Source organism: Tersicoccus sp. Bi-70 (assembly GCF_001968825.1).
Taxonomy (GTDB): domain Bacteria; phylum Actinomycetota; class Actinomycetes; order Actinomycetales; family Micrococcaceae; genus Tersicoccus.
In genome coordinates this window covers 470675-487866 of sequence record NZ_MIEU01000011.1, presented here as the reverse complement: position 1 = coordinate 487866, position 17192 = coordinate 470675, and the positions used below count along the sequence as shown (strand labels likewise).

The following is a 17192-nucleotide window of genomic DNA, read 5'->3' as shown; positions in this document are numbered from 1 at the left end:
GGGTTCGTGACCATCGAATCATACGACCGGGGCCCGAGCGTCCACCGGGCGTCTCACGGCGGCGTCGGTCACCGTCCCCGGCCCGACCGCGACGGCCCGCGCGGCGCCGGCTCGTCGCTCACCGTGATGCCGAGATGCGCGGCGAAGGCCTCGGCCAGGTCGGCAGCCTGGGCGGAGGAGAGGACGGCACCGCGCAGCGCGTCCACCCCGCTGATGGTGCGCAGTTCGGCGCCGCGCAGGTCGACGTGGCGCAACCGGGCATGATCGATCAGGAGGGTGCCGACGGTGCAGCCGTCGAGGGCCACGCGATCCGCCTCCGCCTGGGTCAGGTCGAGTTCGTCGATGACGCAGTCGGTGAAGGCGACGTCGCGCAGACTCGCGGTGCGCAGGTTGACATACGTCAGTTTGCTCCCCGTGATCGCGACGGACCGCAGGTCGGCCCCGTCCAGTTCGACGGCGCCCAGCCGGGACCCGGCGAGTCGGGCGTCACGCCACGTGGACCGGGAGGCGCGCAGCACCGGGGCGGTCAGCCGCGCGACGCTCGTCTCGAGGAACCGGGCGCCCCGCAGGTCCGCGTCACCTGCCGTCACACCGTCGAAGGCGCACTCCGTGAACACGGTGTCGGCGAGTTCGCGCTCGCTCAGGTCCGCGTCGGTGTACCGCTGGGCCTCGTGATGCCCGCCGGCGCGGATGGTCACCGGGTCGGCGTCGGTGAGGTCCGGCAGGTGCAGGTCCTCGATCAGCGGGGCGGTGAGCTTCCGGCGTCCGGGTGCCATGACCATCCTTCCGGCGGGTTCAGCCCGCCACCGTGAGGAAGCCGTCGACGACGGCGCGGCGGACCTGCCCGAGCAGGGTGGCGCCGAAGTGCGGGTCCTCGGGGGTGAGCAGCACGGTCAGCGCGGTGACGAGCTGCCCGGCGGTCAGCTCCCCGTCGCACGCGCCGACGAAGCCGGCGAGCGCGGTGGACGCCTGGACGGTGCGGCGGAAGCCGCCGCCCTGGTGGAGCAGGATGACCGTCGGATCGGGGGCGCCCGGGGTCGCGTGGCGTTCCTCGGTGACGTCGGGGGCGACGATCAGGCGCAGCCCGGTGAGCGCGCTGTCATCCAGGCCGGCGAGCCGGTCGTGGCGTTCGACGGTGGCGGCCAGGGCCGGGCCGAGCGGCTGGTCGACCGCATGGGTGACGGTCTCCAGGCGACGCAGCGGGGGACGGACCCGCCCGTCCTGCGCGTCACCGGCTCCGGCTCCGGTTCCGACTGCGCGGCGCAGCCAGATCATGCCGAAGCCGATCGCGGCGACGTCGCGGGCGGCGAAGTCGGCGAGGTAGGCGGCGTACGCACGGCGGTAGTCGGCGGGGTCGGCGGCCTGGGCGGCGTCGCGCAGCCACAGTTCGGCGTACTCGGCGGGGCTCTGGGTGTCGCGCTGGATCACCCACCACTCGCGGTGGTCGTCTCTGGTCTCCCCCGTGTGATCGTCCTGCCCGAACCAGGCCGCGGTCAGGGCGTCGTCCCAGTCGGCCCCGTGCGGCGTCTCCCAGTTGCCGAGCAGCTGCGCGGTGCCGCCCGGAGTGAGGTGGGCCGGGAGGGCGCGGACCAGCTCGGTGACGAGCCGGTCCCCCGCCTGTCCGCCGTCGCGGTAGGTGTAGCGGGAGTCGGCGGCCTCGTCCGCGGCCCGCGGCGTGATCACGAACGGCGGGTTCGAGACGATCAGGTCGAAGGTCTGCCCCGCGACCGGGTCCAGCAGGCTGCCCTGGCGCAGATCGACGCGGGCTGGCAGGTCGGCCGGGTCCAGGTCGAGGGCGGCGGCGTTGAGCAGCAGGTTGAACCGCGTGTAGGCCAGGGCCCGGGCGGAGAGATCGGTGGCGGTCACGTGCCGGGCGTGGCGGAGCAGGTGGAAGGTCTGGATGCCGCAGCCGGTGCCGAGGTCGAGGGCGGTGTCGACCGGGCGGCGAGCGGTCACCTGGGCAAGGGTGAGGGACGCGTGTCCGATGCCGAGCACGTGGTCGCGGCGCAGCGGGCCGTCGGTCTGCAGGGCGCCGAGGTCCGCGGCCACCCACAGCCGCGTGCCGTCGTCCGCCTCGTAGGGCCGCAGGTCGACGCGGGAGCGCAGGATCCGCGGCGGGATGTCGCCGGCGTCCGCACCCTCGACGTCGCCTCCCGTGCCGCCTGGCGCGCCGGGGTCGTCTGCCGTGTCCGCGTCGGTGTCGGCTCCCGTGCCGGCGTCGTCGCTCGCGGCCGACACGGTCGTGACCGCCCGGCAGGCGATCAGGTCCGAGGCGAGGTCCGCACCCACGGCGTCCGCGGGAACGGGCAGCCCGAGCAGCAGCAGGCGGGTCAGCGCCGCGCGCACCCGGGCGGCGCGGTTCGATGCCGCAACGGCGACGATGTCCGTGACGGTGCCGGCCGCGCTGTCGACGTCCTCGCCCCCCAGGACGCGTGCCGTGGCGAGTTCGGCGGGGACGGTCTCGTCGCGGTCCAGGGCGGCGGTGGCCTCCTCGCCGAGCAGCTCCGCCACGCCGTCGACGGTCCAGTCGGCGGCCGCGAAGGCCGCGACGAGCCGGGCCAGGAGGGCCGGGTCGTCGGCGTCGGGCGCGTCGTGCGGGTCGTCGAGGCCTCCCGCCGGCGCGGAGTCGTCGGTCGCGGTGACGTCGATCGCGGCGTCGGCCCTCCCGTCGGTCAGAGCCGGATCGGTCGGGATCGGCGTTCGGGGGGAGGCGGGCGACACGGTCCTCAGCGTACCGATCGGTTCACCACCGACCTGTTCACCACCGCTCGGGCTCCGGGCCGAGGGCGAAGGCGCGCCCGGTGAGCTCCGTGGGGATCACCTCGACGAAGATCTGCTTGAGGGTGGGGATCCACGGGCGCAGGGGAAGGGCCTCGGCGGCCTCGATCTCCTCGCTGGTCTCCAGGGCGCGGGCGGTACCGTGCACGACGACGCTGCGGGCCTGACCGCCCGTCACCTCGTCGACCTCGACGGCGACCGCGGCGTCGACCGTCAGCGACAGCAGCTTCGTGCCCTCGGCGGTCCGGAACACGATCCGCCCGTCGCGCGCGACGAGGTTGATGGGGAACAGGTCGATCCGGCCGGCGGGCGCCACCGCGAGGCGCCCGAACCGGACCCCCTCCAGGAACTCCCAGCACTCGTCATCGGTCAGGGAAAGGATGGCGGCGACATCGTCGGTGCTCATGGGTCGATGATCTAACTTCTACGCTCTGTAGAACAGGGCGGTTCGGTCGGTGGCCGGTGGGATGATGAAGCAGATGAAGGACGGACGCACGAGCCTGGCGATGCTGGGGCGCGGCCACGGCACCGGTGGGTCCGTGCCGGGCCGGGACGACGCCTCCGGCCACGGTGTCGAGCGCCGCGATCTCACGCAGTACGACATCGCGGAGCATGGCGCCGCCGGTCTGGGTGCTGCCCTCGCGTCCGTCGAGCCGGGCGGGGACGCGACGCCGCCCCAGGTGCGTCACGTCCGGGTTCTGCCGGCCCGGGACGCCGTCACGGCACCCTGGCCCACCTGGCTGCATCCGGCCGTCGTCGACGCGTATCAGCGGCGCGGCGTGCCGGCCCCGTGGGTCCACCAGGTACAGGCGGCCGAGGCGGCCCACGCCGGGCAGCACGTCGTCCTCGCCACCGGGACCGCGTCCGGCAAGTCCCTGGCCTTCCAGCTGCCGGCGCTCGACGCGGTCGTGCGGGCGGAGGAGCGTGCCGCCACGAGTCTGGATCCCGACGGCGCCGTCGTCCTCTATCTCTCCCCCACCAAGGCCCTCGCCGCGGACCAGCTGGCCTCCTGGCAGGGGCTGGCCGTGCCGGGCGTGCGGGCGGCGACCTACGACGGGGACACGGAGCAGACCGAGCGCGCGTGGATCCGGGAGCACGCGAACGTCGTCCTGGCGAACCCGGACATGCTGCACGTGGGCATCCTGCCCAACCACGTCCGCTGGGCCCGGTTCCTGCGCCGCCTGCGGTACGTGATCGTCGACGAGGCCCACGGGTACCGCGGTGTGTTCGGGGCTCACGTGGCCAACGTGCTGCGGCGGCTGCGGCGGGTGTGCGCCCGCTACGGCGGGGACCCCGTGTTCATCGGGGCGTCGGCGACGTCGTTCGAACCCGAGCAGTCCTTCTCCCGGTTGATCGGGGCGCCCGCGACCGCGATCGAGACCGACTTCTCCCCCCACGGCGAGGTGACCGTCGCCCTGTGGGAGCCCCAGTTGACCGACCACGACGGCGAGAACGGCGCCGCTCGCCGGCGCACGGTGATCGCCGAGTCCGCGGACCTGATGGCCGACCTCGTGTCCGGTGCCGTGCGCACCATCGCCTTCATCCGCTCCCGGCGCGGCGCGGAGAGTATCGCGGCGACCGCTCAGCGGCTGCTCGCCGACGTCGACCGCACGTTGCCCGGCCGGGTGGCCGCCTACCGCTCCGGATACCTCCCGGAGGAGCGGCGGGCGCTCGAGCACGCGCTGCGCGACGGGCGGCTGCTCGGGGTGGCGAGCACGTCCGCCCTGGAGCTCGGCATCGACATCGCCGGGCTGGACGCGGTGCTGATCGCCGGCTGGCCGGGTACCCGCGCGTCCCTCTTCCAGCAGATCGGCCGGGCCGGGCGCGCCGGTCAGGACGCGCTGGCGGTGTTCATCGCGAGCGACGACCCCCTCGACACGTACCTGGTCAACCACCCCGAGGCGATCTTCGACCGGCCGGTGGAGGCCGCGGTGTTCGCCCCGCAGAACCCGTACGTGCTGGGCCCGCACCTGTGCGCGGCCGCGGCCGAGGCGCCGCTGACCCGCGCCGACCTCGACCTGTTCGGCCCGGCCGCCCCCGCCGTCGTCGACGACCTGGCCGCGCAGGGCTTTCTCCGCCGCCGTCCCGCCGGCTGGTTCTGGACGCACCCCCAGAGCGCGGCCGCGGCCGTGAGCCTGCGCGGCGAGGGCGGCCAGCCGATCGACATCATCGACGCGGCCACCGGTGCGCTGCTCGGCACGGTCGGCGCGGCGCAGAGCCACCACCAGCTGCACCCGGGCGCCGTGTACACCCACCAGCAGGTGACGTTCGTCGTCGACGACCTGGACGAGGAGAACCACTGCGCGATCGTCCGCCGCGGGGAGCCGGACTTCTACACGACGGCGCGCGACATCACGGACATCGAGGTGCTGCGCACGGACCGCACGGTGCCGTGGGGGCCGGTGACGGTGTGCTTCGGGCAGGTGCGCGTCTCGACGCAGGTGGTGGCGTTCCAGCGGAAGCGGTTCGCGTCGGGCGAGGTGATCGGCGAGGAGCCGCTGGACCTGCCCGTGCGCGAGCTGATCACCCAGGCGGTGTGGTTCGTGGCGCCCGCCCCGATGCTGGAGACGGCCGGCGTCACCGCACCGGAGCTGCCGGGCGCACTGCACGCCGCCGAGCACGCCGCGATCGGCATGTTGCCGCTGGTGGCGACGAGCGACCGCTGGGACATCGGCGGCGTCTCCACGGCCCTGCACGCCGACACCGGGCACCCGAGCATCTTCGTCTACGACGGGTACGCGGGCGGTGCCGGGTTCGCCGAGCGCGGCTACGAGGCCGCCGGCACGTGGCTGCGCGCGACGGCCGACGCCATCCGGGCGTGCGAGTGCGAGACCGGCTGCCCGTCCTGCATCCAGTCGCCCAAGTGCGGCAACCGGAACAACCCGCTGGAGAAGGCGGCCGCCGTCCGTCTCCTCGACGAGCTGCTGCGGTACGAGCCCTCCCCCGAGTCCCCCCAGGACGCGGCGGACGCCACGTCCTGACCGCCGTGGTGGCGGGAGTCCTGGCTGCCCGCCGTCGGCGTCGTCAGGAGCCGGTGGCCGACCCGTTCTGACCCGCCCCGGCCGCGGCGGTGTCCGGCACCGTCGCGGTCCGGGTCGTGTTTCCGCCGCCTATCTCGGCGAGCTCACGCAGCACGGCGCGGGCCACGGCGTCGTTCTCGCGGAAGGCGATGGCGTTGGTGTTCGGCCGGGAGAACGCGCCCACGAACGGGGAGCTGGTGTAGGGGCCGATGGCCCAGCGCGCGGGGTGCGGCCGCCCGTCCGGCCGGGTGAGCCGGGCGTCGGCGCGGTCGACGAGCAGTTTGCCGGTGTGCGTCGTCCAGTCGGCGTCGCTGACCACCTGCTCCGCCCCGGCGCCGGCGGCCAGCAGGTCGCGCAGGGCGGGGTTCTCGCTCGTGCTGCCCCGGCCCGGCGGCAGCCAGGCGTCCACGAGGGCACGCGCGGTGACCTCGTCGTCCGTGGCGGACCCACTGGCCCGGAACACGCCCGCCTCCCCGTCGGCGTGCACGCTCACGTCCGGGCCCAGGAAGGTCACGACACCGGCCGCCGAGAGCGCCAGCAGCTCGTCCAGTCGGTGCCCGGGCGGGCCGCTGGCGATCGAGGCGACGTACGGGTTCCACCAGCCGTTCAGGTCGCGTTCCCGGGAGCGGGCCGTCCAGTTGGGGCGGTCCGCGAGACCGGCGACGAGGAACATGACGCCGAGCAGGGCGAGGAACAGGCCGAGGGTGGCACTGTGCCGGGGCAGCGTGCGACGGTCCAGGTCGTCGCGGACGTGATCGCGGACCAGGTCCTGCAGGGCGGCGAGGTCACCGGCGTGCGCGCCGCGCAGGGGCTGGTTGAACCGGATCAGATCCAGCCGGTCGGCCGGGTCGATCACCGTCTCCTCGGCCAGGCGGCGCAGCGGGTCCCCGAAGGGATCGAGGTCGGCGAAGCGGGCCGCGAACTGCTCCCACGGCGCCCGCACCCGGTCCGGGTGGCCCGTGAACAGCTCGGCGTAGTACCCGTACAGCAGTTCCTTGGCGATCAGCGGCCACACCTGCTCGGCGAAGTCCAGGGCGGGATTCTCGGCGAGCAGCCGGTCGGCGATCTCCGGGGAGAAGAACCGCGGCTCGGGCCGGGTGCCCGCCAGCGGCGCCGTGATCTTGGCGTGGTGCGGCACCCCGCGGCGTGAGCCCATCAGGATGCGGGGCTCCCGGCCCGAGGGGATGTAGCGCAGGACGCCGTCGTCGCGGACGAACCGCCCGCCGCGACCCTCGCCGAGCAGCACCAGCAGGTCGATCGCGGCCAGGCCCATGCCGCGGACGATGACCGGCTCCCCGGCCGCGAGCGCGCTCAGGTCGGCGTCCGCGGTGAACGACGGCGGCAGGTAGGTCAGCCCGGCCCGCCGGGCGACGGCCGTCAGCGCGGCGGTCTCCGGCGCCGGGGCGCTGCCGTTGTGGCCCAGCGAGTAGACGACGGCGTCGGCGTCCAGGTGCTCACCGGAGTCCAGCTGCACCCGCTGCCGGCCGTCGTCCAGCTCGGTGACGCCGGTGACGGTCCGCTGGTGCCAGGTGGCGGTGGCGTCCCCGTCGCTCTGCGCCTCCAGGCGCGCGACGGCGCGGCGGTGGAACCAGTCCAGGTAGAGGCTCTGCAGCCGGCGGGTGGGGAAACTCGCCGGACCGAGCGCGTCCAGCTCCGCCGCCAGCGCCGGGTCCTCGACGACCACGTCCGTCAGTCGTCCCTCACGCACCGCGGCGGCCCAGGCGTCCAGGGCGGGTCCGTCGACCACCGGCCCGTCGATGGTGCAGGACGCATCGGTGAACATGGTGACGTCCGCAGCCATCGAGTTCAGCTTCAACAGCGGGGACTGGTCGTAGCGCCAGAGCCGGCCGCCACCGGGCGGGAACGGATCGACGAGGTGGATGTCCACCGGCCCGATCCCGTAGCACCGCTGGTTCTCGGCGAATCGCTCGAGCCAGCCCGAGCCGCGGGGGCCGGCTCCCACGACGACCACCGTGCGGGGGGCCGCCGGCGCCGTCTGCGGGCCGGTCATGCCGACACCGTCCCAGGGGCGGTGCTGGCGGTCGGGGCCTCACCGGCAGAGCCGCTGCCGCGGGCGGTGAGGCCGCTGCCGCCCGGGATGGCTCGGCGGCTCGGGACCCCGCTGCTGTCGGGCATCCGGTGCTGCCGGGCATCGTCGCCGCCGGTGCGGGAATGCGCCGCGCACCCGGTGCGCTGACCCTGCGGAGACAATGGAGTGGGGCAGGGGCCGGCCGGGCGATCGACCGGCCCGCCCACCCACCGGCCGCACGGCCACCCGGATGGAGGAGACGCATGAGCACGGACCCGGACGCGCGGTCCACCGGGGTGACGCCGGTGTACCTGCACGCCACCGACCCGCGGGCCGCGGGACTGATCGCCGACCTGGCCGACGTGTACGGGACGCTGTACGGTCCCGGGGCTCACGACGAGATGACCCGCTACCCCGTCGACCTGTTCGATCCGCCGCACGGCGCCTTCATGGTCCTGATGCGCGACGGCACCGCGGTGGCGGGTGGAGCGTTCATGCCGCACAGCGCGGGCACCGCGGAGTTCAAGCGGATCTGGACGCATGCCGACCACCGCCGGCAGGGGCTGAGCCGGCAGGTCCTGGCCGAGCTCGAGGCCGAGGCCGTCCGGCGTGGCTACGTCCGCGTGTTCCTCACGACCGGTCCGCGGCAGCCCGAGGCGATCGCCCTGTACCGCAGCTCGGGGTACACCGCCCTCTTCGACGTCGACGCGGACCCCGAGCAGATCGGTCTGCACTCGTTCGAGAAGCTGATCGGGACGCCGTCGCCGGATCAGCCGCTGTTGCCGATCACGCCACCGACCTTCCCTCACTGATCCCGTCGTCCTGGTTCCGGGCGCTCGGCGGGTCCCGGTTTCGGGCGCTCGGCGGGTCCCCAGCCTCATGACCGTCGCGGTGCTCATCGGGCCGCCGGCGTTCCGGCGCCGGCGCCGCGCGCGGCGAGGACGCCGTCGTCGGCCTCCAGCGGCGGCAGGTCGAGCAGCTCCCGCAGGGTGGCGCCCTCCGGGTAGGCGGTGCGGAACGACCCGCGTTCCTGCAGTTCGGGGATCACCCGGTCCGTCACGTCGTCGAGGCCACCCGGCGTCAGGTGCCCGATCATGACGAAGCCGTCGGTCGCATCCTCCTGCACGTACTCGTCCATCTCGGCCGCGACCTGGGCGGGGGTGCCGACGAAGGAGTAGGAGCCGGACACCCGGATCATCAGCTCGCGGATGCTGAGGTGTTCAACCTCGGCCTGCTCGCGCCAGCGGTTGGCCGTCGCGAGGGCGTCCTGGTGCTGCCGCACGCGGCCCTGGACGATCGACCCGCCCGGGTCGGGATCGACGTCGGGCAGCGGGCCGTCGGGATCGTACGCGCTGAGGTCACGGCCCCACACCTGTTCGAGCAGGGCGATCGCCGTCTGCGGGCTGACCTGTTGCCGGCGGATGTGCCGTGCTCGCTCCTCCGCCTCGGCCGGGGTGTCGCCGATGACGCACGTGACGGCGGGCATGATCTTCAGTGAGTCGTGGCTGCGGCCGTAGCCGGGCAGCCGTCCCTTGACGTCGGCGTAGAACGCCTGCGCATCGGCGAGTCCGCTGTGCCGGGAGAAGATGACCTCGGCGTTGGCGGCGGCGAACTCGCGGCCGTCACCGGAGTCACCGGCCTGGACGATGACGGGGTGGCGCTGCGGTGAGCGCGGCAGCGTCCCGTACCCGGAGACGTCGAACTGCGGGCCGTGGTGATCGACCGGGTGCACGGCTCCGTCGGCCAGGAACCGGCCGTGCTCGGTGTCGGCGGTGACCGCACCCGGGTCCCAGGAGTCCCAGAGCCGGCGGGAGACCTCGATGAACTCCGCCGCGCGGTGATAGCGGTCCTCGCGGTCGAGGTAGCCGCCGCGGCGGAAATTCTCCCCGGTGAACGCGTCCGACGTCGTCACGACGTTCCAGCCGGCGCGGCCCCCGGAGAGCCAGTCGAGGGTCTGCAGCTGCCGCGCGAGTTCGTACGGCTCGTTGAACGTGGCGCTCAGGGTGCCGACCAGACCGAGGTGCGAGGTGATCCCGGCGAGGGTCGCGAGGATCGACAGCGTATTGGGCCGGCCGACGACGTCGAGGTCGTGGATGTGCCCGCGATGCTCCCGCAGCCGCAGGCCCTCGGCCAGGAACAGGAAGTCGAACAGCCCGCGTTCGGCGTTCTGCGCGAAGTGCCGGAACGACGCGATGTCGATCTGACTGCCCGACGCCGGGTCGTTCCACACCGTGGCGTTGTTGACGCCCGGGAAGTGGGCGGCGAGATGGATCTGCTTCTTCGTGCCGCTCATGCGGGCGCTCCGGTCGGGGTCGTGGAGGAGGGCGAGGTGGTGGAGGGCGAGGTGGTGGAGAACGGCGGAGTCGCCGCGAAGCGATTCGCGGCGGACCCGAGTCCGAGGCGCTCCTGCAGAGTGGCGCTCGCACCGGTCACCTCCGATTGCCGGGCCGTCCGCCGGATCAGCGGAACGAGGTGATCGGCGATGGCCGGGACGTCGACGGCGGTGGTGAGGGGGCGCAGCCGGACGCCGTCCAGACCGGCGGCGTGCCAGGCGTTCAGCCGCTCGGCGACGGTCGCTGCGCTGCCCGTGAGCAGTGCCGCGTCGCCGGCGAACGGCTCGCCGGCCCGTGCGTCCAGGTCGTCCAGCCGCGTGGCGGCGGCCGCGTCGGACGAGGCGAGCCCGACGGCCGCATCCGCCCAGATCTGCAGCGGCCGTCCGATGCGGCCCACCCGCTGCTCCGCGACGCGGACCTGCTCGATCAGCAGGGGGATGTCGGCGTCGGTCTGCGGGGTGACGAGAACGACGTCGGCACCACGGGCCGCGAGCTCCTGGACGACGGGCGTGTGAGCGAGCACCATGACGACGGGTTGGCCCTGCGGCGGGCGGGGCGTGATCGACGGCCCGAGCACGCTGAACCGCGACCCGGCGAAAGCCGCTCGGTGGAGCCTGTCGCGGTCGATGAAGCGACCGGTCGCCGCGTCGCGGATCTCCGCGTCCGTCTCCCAGCTGTCCCAGAGCAGGCGCGCCACCTCGATGGCGTCGCCGGCCTCCCCGAGCAGGTCGGCGACGGCGGCCTCGCGCTGGTTCGGGTCGTCCAGCGCCGACAGGTCGCGGCGACCGACGTGGTCGGCCTCGTGGGCGCGGGCCGAGATCTGCACGCGCCACCCGGCCCGGCCCTGGCTCGCGTGGTCCAGGCTCGCGATGTTGGTGGCGGTGTGGAACGGCTCCGTGTGGGTCGTCGTGATGGTGGGGATGAGACCGATCCGTGTGGTCTGACCGGCGAGCCAGGCCGCGATCAGGGACGCGTCGAGCCTCCCGGTGAGCCGGCCGGATTCCGCCGGGTCGGCCAGGTGCCCGGTCGGCGGCTGCAGACCCAGGCCGTCCTCGAAGGACACGGCGTCGACGTCCGCATCCTCCAGCCGGCGAACCGCCTCGAGCCAGGGTCGGCCGGTGAAGACGTCGGCGGCCCGCGTCGGCGCCTCCCGCCAGGCGGCCGGGTGCCATCCGGCGCCGTCGAGGCCGACCGCGAGGTGCAGAGGGGTGGTCATCGCTTCTCCTGTCCGCGCGCTGACCGGGCACATCACGGACGCGACACGGTCCGGCCAGTACGGTCTCCAGCCAAGCGCGCACGACTCTCCCGGTCCATCCGCGCCGTCACGGCCGGTAACACGCTCGCGTCATCACGGCAGGAGGCATAGGCGTCACGACGTCGTCGGAGCCCGGCGTCGGAGGCGCTGCGTCCGCCAACCCCCCCTGGGCGTGCCGTCCGGTGCACCCGGCGTCACGGGGGTGCACCGGCGCGGGCTCGCGCGATGGCGGCCGGCCACGGATAGGGCATCGGGGCGCTGACGACGATCTCCGCGGTCCCGCCGCGTTCCGTCCCGATCCGGCAACCGGTCATGCGCACCCGGTTCGCCGCGGCAATGGAGGCCGCGGCTGCACACGGATCACCGGACCGCAATCCTCGGGCGGTGTCTGCGGCGGTCAGCGCCGCCAGGTCGGCGCCGGTGGATGCTCGCGCCTGCGCGGCCGCCGCCTGGCCGACGAGCATCAGGACGCCGAGCAGTACGAGTGCCACCGCGCACAGGCCGAGCACCAGCACGGTTCCGGCACCTCGGTCGCCGTCCCCGGCAGTCCGACCCCTCACCGGTCTGGCCGCTGATGCACGGTCGCGGCCGACCCGACTGTCGCCGCCACCGATCCCCGACGGGCGCGGCCGTCCGGTCCCGGTCCGTCAGGGCCGGCGGGCCGCGCACCGGCTGCCTCCCGCGAGGCAGTCGCCTCCGCCGCGACGGACAGGGGCAGGACCACCCCACCGAGGACGGGCACCCGCTGTTCGACGCGGACCCGCACCTGTGCTCCTGCGCCGATGATCGACACGCGTGCGCCGGCGCCGGCCTGAGCGAGTGCCAGGGCGGTGGCCGTCGGGGCCGCATCCCCGCGGGCGAGTGCTCGTACCGCGGCGCGGGCGGCGCCCTCCACGCGCACCTGCGTCATCCCGGCCACGGCGCCGGTGACCAGCAGCGCGAGGAGGAGCACGACAGCCGGCAGGGTGACCGCCAGCTCCGCGGTCACGGCGCCGCGTTGCCGCGACGGAGGCGCGTTCATCTCAGCCGCCGAGAGCCTGACGGATGATGGCCGTCAACAGGCCCTTGACCTCATTGCCCTTCAGGATGAGGACGAGCAGTCCTGCGAAGCCGACGGCGGCCAGGGTGGCGATGGCGTACTCCGCGGTGGCCATCCCGTCGTCACCGCGCAGAACGCGGCGGCACAGGGCCATCCGCGCTGCTAGACGCCGCCGGGCGTGACGGGGGCGCCACCGCGCCGTCCTCCGTTCCGTGCCCTCCTCCGTCGAGTCGGCGTCCGCGCGCATCTGCCCCGCGTCCGCTCCGGTCGTCGTCCCGCCGGGGTGACGACGAGCCCGGTGCTGGTCGAGCCGGATCACCCCGCGGTCGTCGGCATGCTCGCGAGACACACCGCCGAGGTGATCGCCCGGTCCGTGTTCGAGCGTCGAGCGCGTTGCTCCCGGGTGGTCCGCGCGCAGCGACCCGTCCGCGGTGCCCGGGGCCGAGCCGCCGGACGGCTCGACCGCATCACCGTCCGGCGTCAGGTCGGTGAGCGCGGGGTGAAGTGCGGGGTGTGACATGGCTGTTCCTCTCCTCGGTGGCCGTCCAGCACGGCCGCTGGTCCCAGCGTCGATCGGGGACGTCGACGAACAAAGGGGCGTGTCGGCGTCGGTGGACAACTCGGCGAGGCGCCGGTCCTGTGGAGGAAGACCCGACGGAGCCGGCAGGTCGCCCACGGGCGATCACGAGCCGAGGGCCGGTAGCAGCGCGACCACGACCGGGGCGATGCCCAGGCAGATGAAGGCCGGGAGCTGGCACAGCCCCAGCGGGAGGACCAGTCGCACCCCGAGCGACGCCGCCCGTCGTTCGGTCTCTCGCCTCCGCCGGCCGCGCAGCTCGCCCGCGCGGGATCGCAGCAGCTCCGCCGACGGCGTCCCGGTCGTCGCCGCGAAGACCACCGCCTCGAGCAGCGGGCCGAGTGACACGAGCGCCTCGCGGGACTCCGATCCGGGACGCAACGACGACGCGGTGCCCTCGACCATGGCGACGGCGGACGGCCAGTCGGCGCCGAGGCGCCGAGCGGCGACGACCCGGTCCAGGGCGGCTCCCACGGAGTTCGCATGTATCCCGGCCAGTAGAGCGAGCGCGGTATCGATCGAGACACCGGCGTCGAGCATCGCGGCGAGCAGATCGAGCAGCAGGGCAGCGTCCGGCCGCGGACCGCGGTCGGACGTCCTCCCCTGTCGCGCGGTGCCGGCAGGCAGCCTCGGGTGAGTGAGCGCGGCGCTACGAGCCCGCGGCCCGCTTCTGCCGCCGGACAGACCCGCGACGACGACGGCCGCCGCACACAGCGCGGCGACTACCAGCCCGGTCACCATGGCGGTGTGCCCCGTCGCACGGCTCGGAGCCGTCGGCGCATCAGGCGGCCGCCGCGATCAGCAGACGCCGGACCCACAGGTGGCCGAGCACCATCAGGCCGGCGGCAAGGATCGTCAGCACCCACCCGGCGGGGGTCGTCGCCAGCACCCGGAGCGGGTCGGTGCCCATGAGGATGCCCAGGGCGAGCCCGGCCGCCGGCAGCCACCGGAGGATGCGGACCGTCACCGCCGGACCGGCGAGGGCGACGGCGCGGGCGGCGTCGGCGTCGCGGGCGTCCGCCTGGGCGGCGGCGAACCGGTCGAGGAGGCCGGCGAGCGGCGCTCCCGTCACCCGGGCGATGTCGATGCAGTCGGCCAGACCCACCCACCCTGCCGCCAGCGCACCGGCGACCGCGCGATCGGCTCCTTTCCGCGATTGCCGCCCGGTCGAGCTCATGGGCGCCGCCCATCGGACGTCCCGGAGGGCTTCGGTCGGGTCGTGTCCCCAGCGGGCAGCCCGTTCGGCCGCCTGCAGCATGCGATCCACCGCCGTGTTGGGTGCGACGTCTCGGTCCGAGGTGGCCGCGCGACCGGCCAGGACGTCCGTCCACACCGCGGTCAGGGGCCGCCCGGCTGCGAGCAGTGCGCTGAGCTGACGCAGGGTGCGAACCTGATCGTCGAGGTCGTCGGTGGCCGGTCGTCGACGTCCTGCCCGGCCGCGGCGGCGTAGGTGGCGGACGTCGGGCAGCGGCGTGACCCCGGAGCGGCGACGCGTCCGGGTGCTCGCTCCGGCGGTCGCGGTGACGGCCGCCAGCGTCACGGCCGCCGCCAGCAGGGAGGCGACCAGCACGCCCGTCACGGCGGACCCGCCTCGTCGAGCGGACGGTCGTCGAGCAGGGCGGTCAAGCGCTCCCATCCCGGTCCGCGGGTCAGCCCTGAACGTGCGGCGGCGATGGTGGGTGCCGTCAGCGCCGAGTCGGCCCGCAACCGGCCCCGGTCCTCGAGTCCGAGCACCGCGATCTCCGTGACGGCACGGCCACCGGTCCCGCGACTGAGGTGGATCACCACGTCTAGCGCGGAGACGCACTGGATCGCGGTCGTCTCGGGAGACCAGCCGGCGAGCGCCCCGAGGGCGACCAGTCGCGCCGGTACCGTCGACGCGGTGTTGGCGTGCACGGTGGCACCCGCCCCCCGGTGACCCGTGTTCATCGCTCCGAGCAGGTCCCGGATCTCCTCGCCGCGGCACTCCCCCACGACCAGCCGGTCCGGTCGCATACGCAGCGCCTGGCGCACGAGGTCGGTCAGTTCGACCGCACCTGCCCCCTCGACGTTCCCGCGCCGGGCCTGCAGTCGCACGGCGTGGGGGTGCTCCGGTTCGAGTTCCGGGACGTCCTCGATCAGCACCAACCGCTCGCTCGGGTCCGCTTCCCCCAGCAGGGCCGCCAGCAGGGTCGTCTTGCCGCTGCCCGTGGCCCCGCTGATGAGGAGGTTCCGTCGCGCGGCCATGATCGACCGGAGCAGGTGCGCGTCCCGCTCGGCGAGCATGCCGGCGTGCTCCAGGTCGGCCAGCGACGCCCTCCGGTGCCGCTGCAGGCGGATGGACAGCAGGGTGCCCGTGACGGACACCGGAGGCAGGACGGCGTGCACGCGCGTGCCGCCGGTCAGCTGAGCGTCGGCGCTGGGGCGCCCGTCGTCCAGGCGCCCTCCGGCCGCGGCGATGAGCCGGACCGCGAGAGCGCGCACCTCGGCCTCCGAGCCGAAGCGCACAGCGGTCCGCTCCATCCCGCGCCCGCGGTCCACCCACACGGCGTCCGGGCCGTTGACGACGATGTCCGTCGTCAACGCGTCGCGAGCAAGCGGCGCCAGCCGGCCGAGCCCGGTCAACTCCGCCGTGATCTCGTCGATCGCGGTCAGGGTGCCACTCGAACCGAGCAGGTGACCACTGTCCGCGAGGGCGCGGGCCACGCTGGCCGGAGTGACCGCCTCCCCCTGATCGAGGAGGAGGCCGGCGGCAGCGGACAGGGAAGGTCGGAGGGCGCCGTGGTCCCGTGATGCGGTCATCCGGGCGCCCCCGCGCCGGCGAAGTGGAGGATCGCCTCGGGCGCGTGGCACCGGCGGCCGACCAGACCGGAGGGTTGGAGGCCCGCCCCCAGACGACGGCCCACCGACGGCAGCGAGCGCCACACCACGTAGTGCCGCGCGCCGGCGTCGGCGGCCACCGCCTCGGGGTCGAGCCCGTCCGGGGGCCTTCCCGCGATCACGGCGAGCACGCGATCCGGGTCGACGTCCTGCAGCACGGCGGTCAGGACGGCGGCGCTTCCCACGGCGCGAGCCGGTAGGACGAGGATCACCCGGTCGACGAGCCGGACCCACTCGTGCAGGGCGGCGCGGTCGCGGCCGACATCGACGACCGTCACGGCGTAGGCCTCGCGCGCGGCCGTCATCACGGCGGCGAGGGCATGAGCGGGAACGGTGTCCACGGTGCCGGTGAGCAGGGGAAGGCCGTGGGCCTGCGGCACCGCCTCCTTCAGCTGATCACCCGCGATCCGGCCGACCGCTTCACGCAGTTCTGTCCACCGCACACCGGGCTCCTCCGCCGCGTCGAGCATCTCGTCCATGCCGCCGCCCCAGGCGTTCGCGTCGACGAGGAGCGCCTCGACACCCGTGCGACGCGCCGCCTCGGCCACCGCGATGCACAACGACGTGGCGCCGACCCCGCCGCATCCCCCGATCACCCCGACGACCGACCCTCCCTCGGCGGTGATGTCCTGCGCGAGGCCGCGAGCGCGCGGCCGAGTGTCGACGGCGTCGTCGGCCAGCACGTCGACCAGCCAGGCAGAGGCGTCCGGGACGACGGCGACGCGATCGGCGTCCCAGTGCCCGGCGGCCTCCCACAGTGCGGCCCCCTCACCGGCCAGGCCCACGATGATCGTCGTTCCCCGCCATGGCCGGTCCCTCGACCGCGCCACCGCGTCATCCGCCGACAGCATTCCCGCGAGCGCGACGTCGCTGCCGAGCAGGACGACCGGCGCGGACAGCAGGAGGGGGTCGACGGCGGTGGCCTCGCTCGCCGGGCCGCCCTCCCGGAGATCGGCGATGACCGTGACCGTGCGCCCCGCCGCGGAGGCGACGCGTTCGATCTCCGCCTGCAACAGCGCCGAGCCGGTCACCGCGACGATGCCCGATCCCGCCATCGCGGCCGGCACCCACCCGATCGAGGCCGAGGGCAGAACACGCGACGGTGTCCCGCTCAGCGCCAGCGAGTTCGACGACACCCTTCTCGACAGCGGCGGAGCCGTCGGCGGACCCGCGCGCACGTCGGTGGACGTCGCCGGTGCCACGCCCGCAGCCGGACCCCCTGGAGGCGGGTCCTCAGCGGCCATGCCGACCGCGTCCACCCCGGTCGAACGGTGACGGGCCGGGCGCGCCATCGAATGCGCG

Annotated in this window: 16 protein-coding genes; 3 read left to right on the top strand and 13 right to left on the bottom strand. The window is 74.5% G+C overall.

The window, feature by feature from the left end:
- Positions 1-68: 68 nt before the first annotated feature.
- The 3 genes from BGP79_RS08835 to BGP79_RS08825 are packed head-to-tail and all read right to left on the bottom strand — an operon-like array spanning position 69 to position 3184.
- The gene (locus BGP79_RS08835) at positions 69-776 is read right to left on the bottom strand and encodes a pentapeptide repeat-containing protein (RefSeq protein WP_198928450.1); all 708 of its coding nucleotides are present in this window, start codon (positions 774-776) and stop codon (positions 69-71) included.
- Positions 777-795: 19 nt separating this feature from the next.
- Complete coding sequence (locus tag BGP79_RS08830) at positions 796-2721, bottom strand: methyltransferase (RefSeq protein WP_233121295.1); 1926 nt, start codon at positions 2719-2721, stop codon at positions 796-798.
- Positions 2722-2758: 37 nt separating this feature from the next.
- Positions 2759-3184, bottom strand: a complete 426-nt coding sequence (locus BGP79_RS08825) for a pyridoxamine 5'-phosphate oxidase family protein (RefSeq protein ID WP_076694602.1) — start codon at positions 3182-3184, stop codon at positions 2759-2761.
- 73 nt (positions 3185-3257) lie between these two features.
- Between BGP79_RS08825 and BGP79_RS08820 the strand changes: the two genes are divergently transcribed.
- Positions 3258-5759, top strand: a complete 2502-nt coding sequence (locus BGP79_RS08820) for a DEAD/DEAH box helicase (protein ID WP_233121292.1) — start codon at positions 3258-3260, stop codon at positions 5757-5759.
- 43 nt (positions 5760-5802) lie between these two features.
- On the opposite strand, the gene BGP79_RS08815 is transcribed toward BGP79_RS08820, so the two are convergent.
- Positions 5803-7809, bottom strand: a complete 2007-nt coding sequence (locus tag BGP79_RS08815) for an FAD/NAD(P)-binding domain-containing protein (protein ID WP_076694600.1) — start codon at positions 7807-7809, stop codon at positions 5803-5805.
- 281 nt (positions 7810-8090) lie between these two features.
- Here BGP79_RS08815 and BGP79_RS08810 point away from each other — a divergent pair, with 281 nt between their 5' ends.
- The gene (locus tag BGP79_RS08810; protein ID WP_076694599.1) at positions 8091-8639 is read left to right on the top strand and encodes a GNAT family N-acetyltransferase; all 549 of its coding nucleotides are present in this window, start codon (positions 8091-8093) and stop codon (positions 8637-8639) included.
- 83 nt (positions 8640-8722) lie between these two features.
- Here the strand turns inward: BGP79_RS08810 and BGP79_RS08805 are convergent, their stop codons facing one another.
- The 9 genes from BGP79_RS08805 to ssd form a co-directional block, all read right to left on the bottom strand.
- Entirely contained in the window at positions 8723-10120 is a 1398-nt protein-coding gene (locus tag BGP79_RS08805; protein WP_076694597.1) for an NtaA/DmoA family FMN-dependent monooxygenase, read from the bottom strand.
- Positions 10117-11376, bottom strand: coding sequence for an LLM class flavin-dependent oxidoreductase (locus BGP79_RS08800; protein ID WP_076694596.1), 1260 nt, complete (start codon positions 11374-11376; stop codon positions 10117-10119). The genes BGP79_RS08805 and BGP79_RS08800 overlap by 4 nt, the downstream gene beginning before the upstream one ends.
- A 233-nt stretch (positions 11377-11609) precedes the next feature.
- Positions 11610-11975, bottom strand: coding sequence for an Rv3654c family TadE-like protein (locus BGP79_RS08795; protein ID WP_076694594.1), 366 nt, complete (start codon positions 11973-11975; stop codon positions 11610-11612).
- Complete coding sequence (locus BGP79_RS16930; RefSeq protein ID WP_076694593.1) at positions 11972-12436, bottom strand: TadE family type IV pilus minor pilin; 465 nt, start codon at positions 12434-12436, stop codon at positions 11972-11974. Before BGP79_RS16930 ends, BGP79_RS08795 begins: the two co-directional genes overlap by 4 nt.
- 1 nt (position 12437) lies before the next feature.
- Entirely contained in the window at positions 12438-12974 is a 537-nt protein-coding gene (locus BGP79_RS16925; protein ID WP_233121290.1) for a DUF4244 domain-containing protein, read from the bottom strand.
- Between the two features lie 162 nt (positions 12975-13136).
- Positions 13137-13769, bottom strand: a complete 633-nt coding sequence (locus BGP79_RS08775; RefSeq protein WP_158067160.1) for a type II secretion system F family protein — start codon at positions 13767-13769, stop codon at positions 13137-13139.
- A 43-nt stretch (positions 13770-13812) separates the two neighbouring features.
- Positions 13813-14610, bottom strand: a complete 798-nt coding sequence (locus BGP79_RS08770; protein WP_076694588.1) for a type II secretion system F family protein — start codon at positions 14608-14610, stop codon at positions 13813-13815.
- Positions 14607-15812, bottom strand: a complete 1206-nt coding sequence (locus BGP79_RS08765; protein WP_076694587.1) for a TadA family conjugal transfer-associated ATPase — start codon at positions 15810-15812, stop codon at positions 14607-14609. The genes BGP79_RS08770 and BGP79_RS08765 overlap by 4 nt, the downstream gene beginning before the upstream one ends.
- Positions 15809-16945, bottom strand: coding sequence for a septum site-determining protein Ssd (gene ssd, locus BGP79_RS08760; protein WP_158067158.1), 1137 nt, complete (start codon positions 16943-16945; stop codon positions 15809-15811). Before ssd ends, BGP79_RS08765 begins: the two co-directional genes overlap by 4 nt.
- On the opposite strand from ssd, the gene BGP79_RS16600 reads away from it, so the two are divergent.
- Positions 16929-17165, top strand: a complete 237-nt coding sequence (locus BGP79_RS16600) for a hypothetical protein (protein WP_076694585.1) — start codon at positions 16929-16931, stop codon at positions 17163-17165. The two genes, ssd and BGP79_RS16600, sit on opposite strands and share 17 nt — an antisense overlap.
- Positions 17166-17192 lie beyond the last annotated feature (27 nt).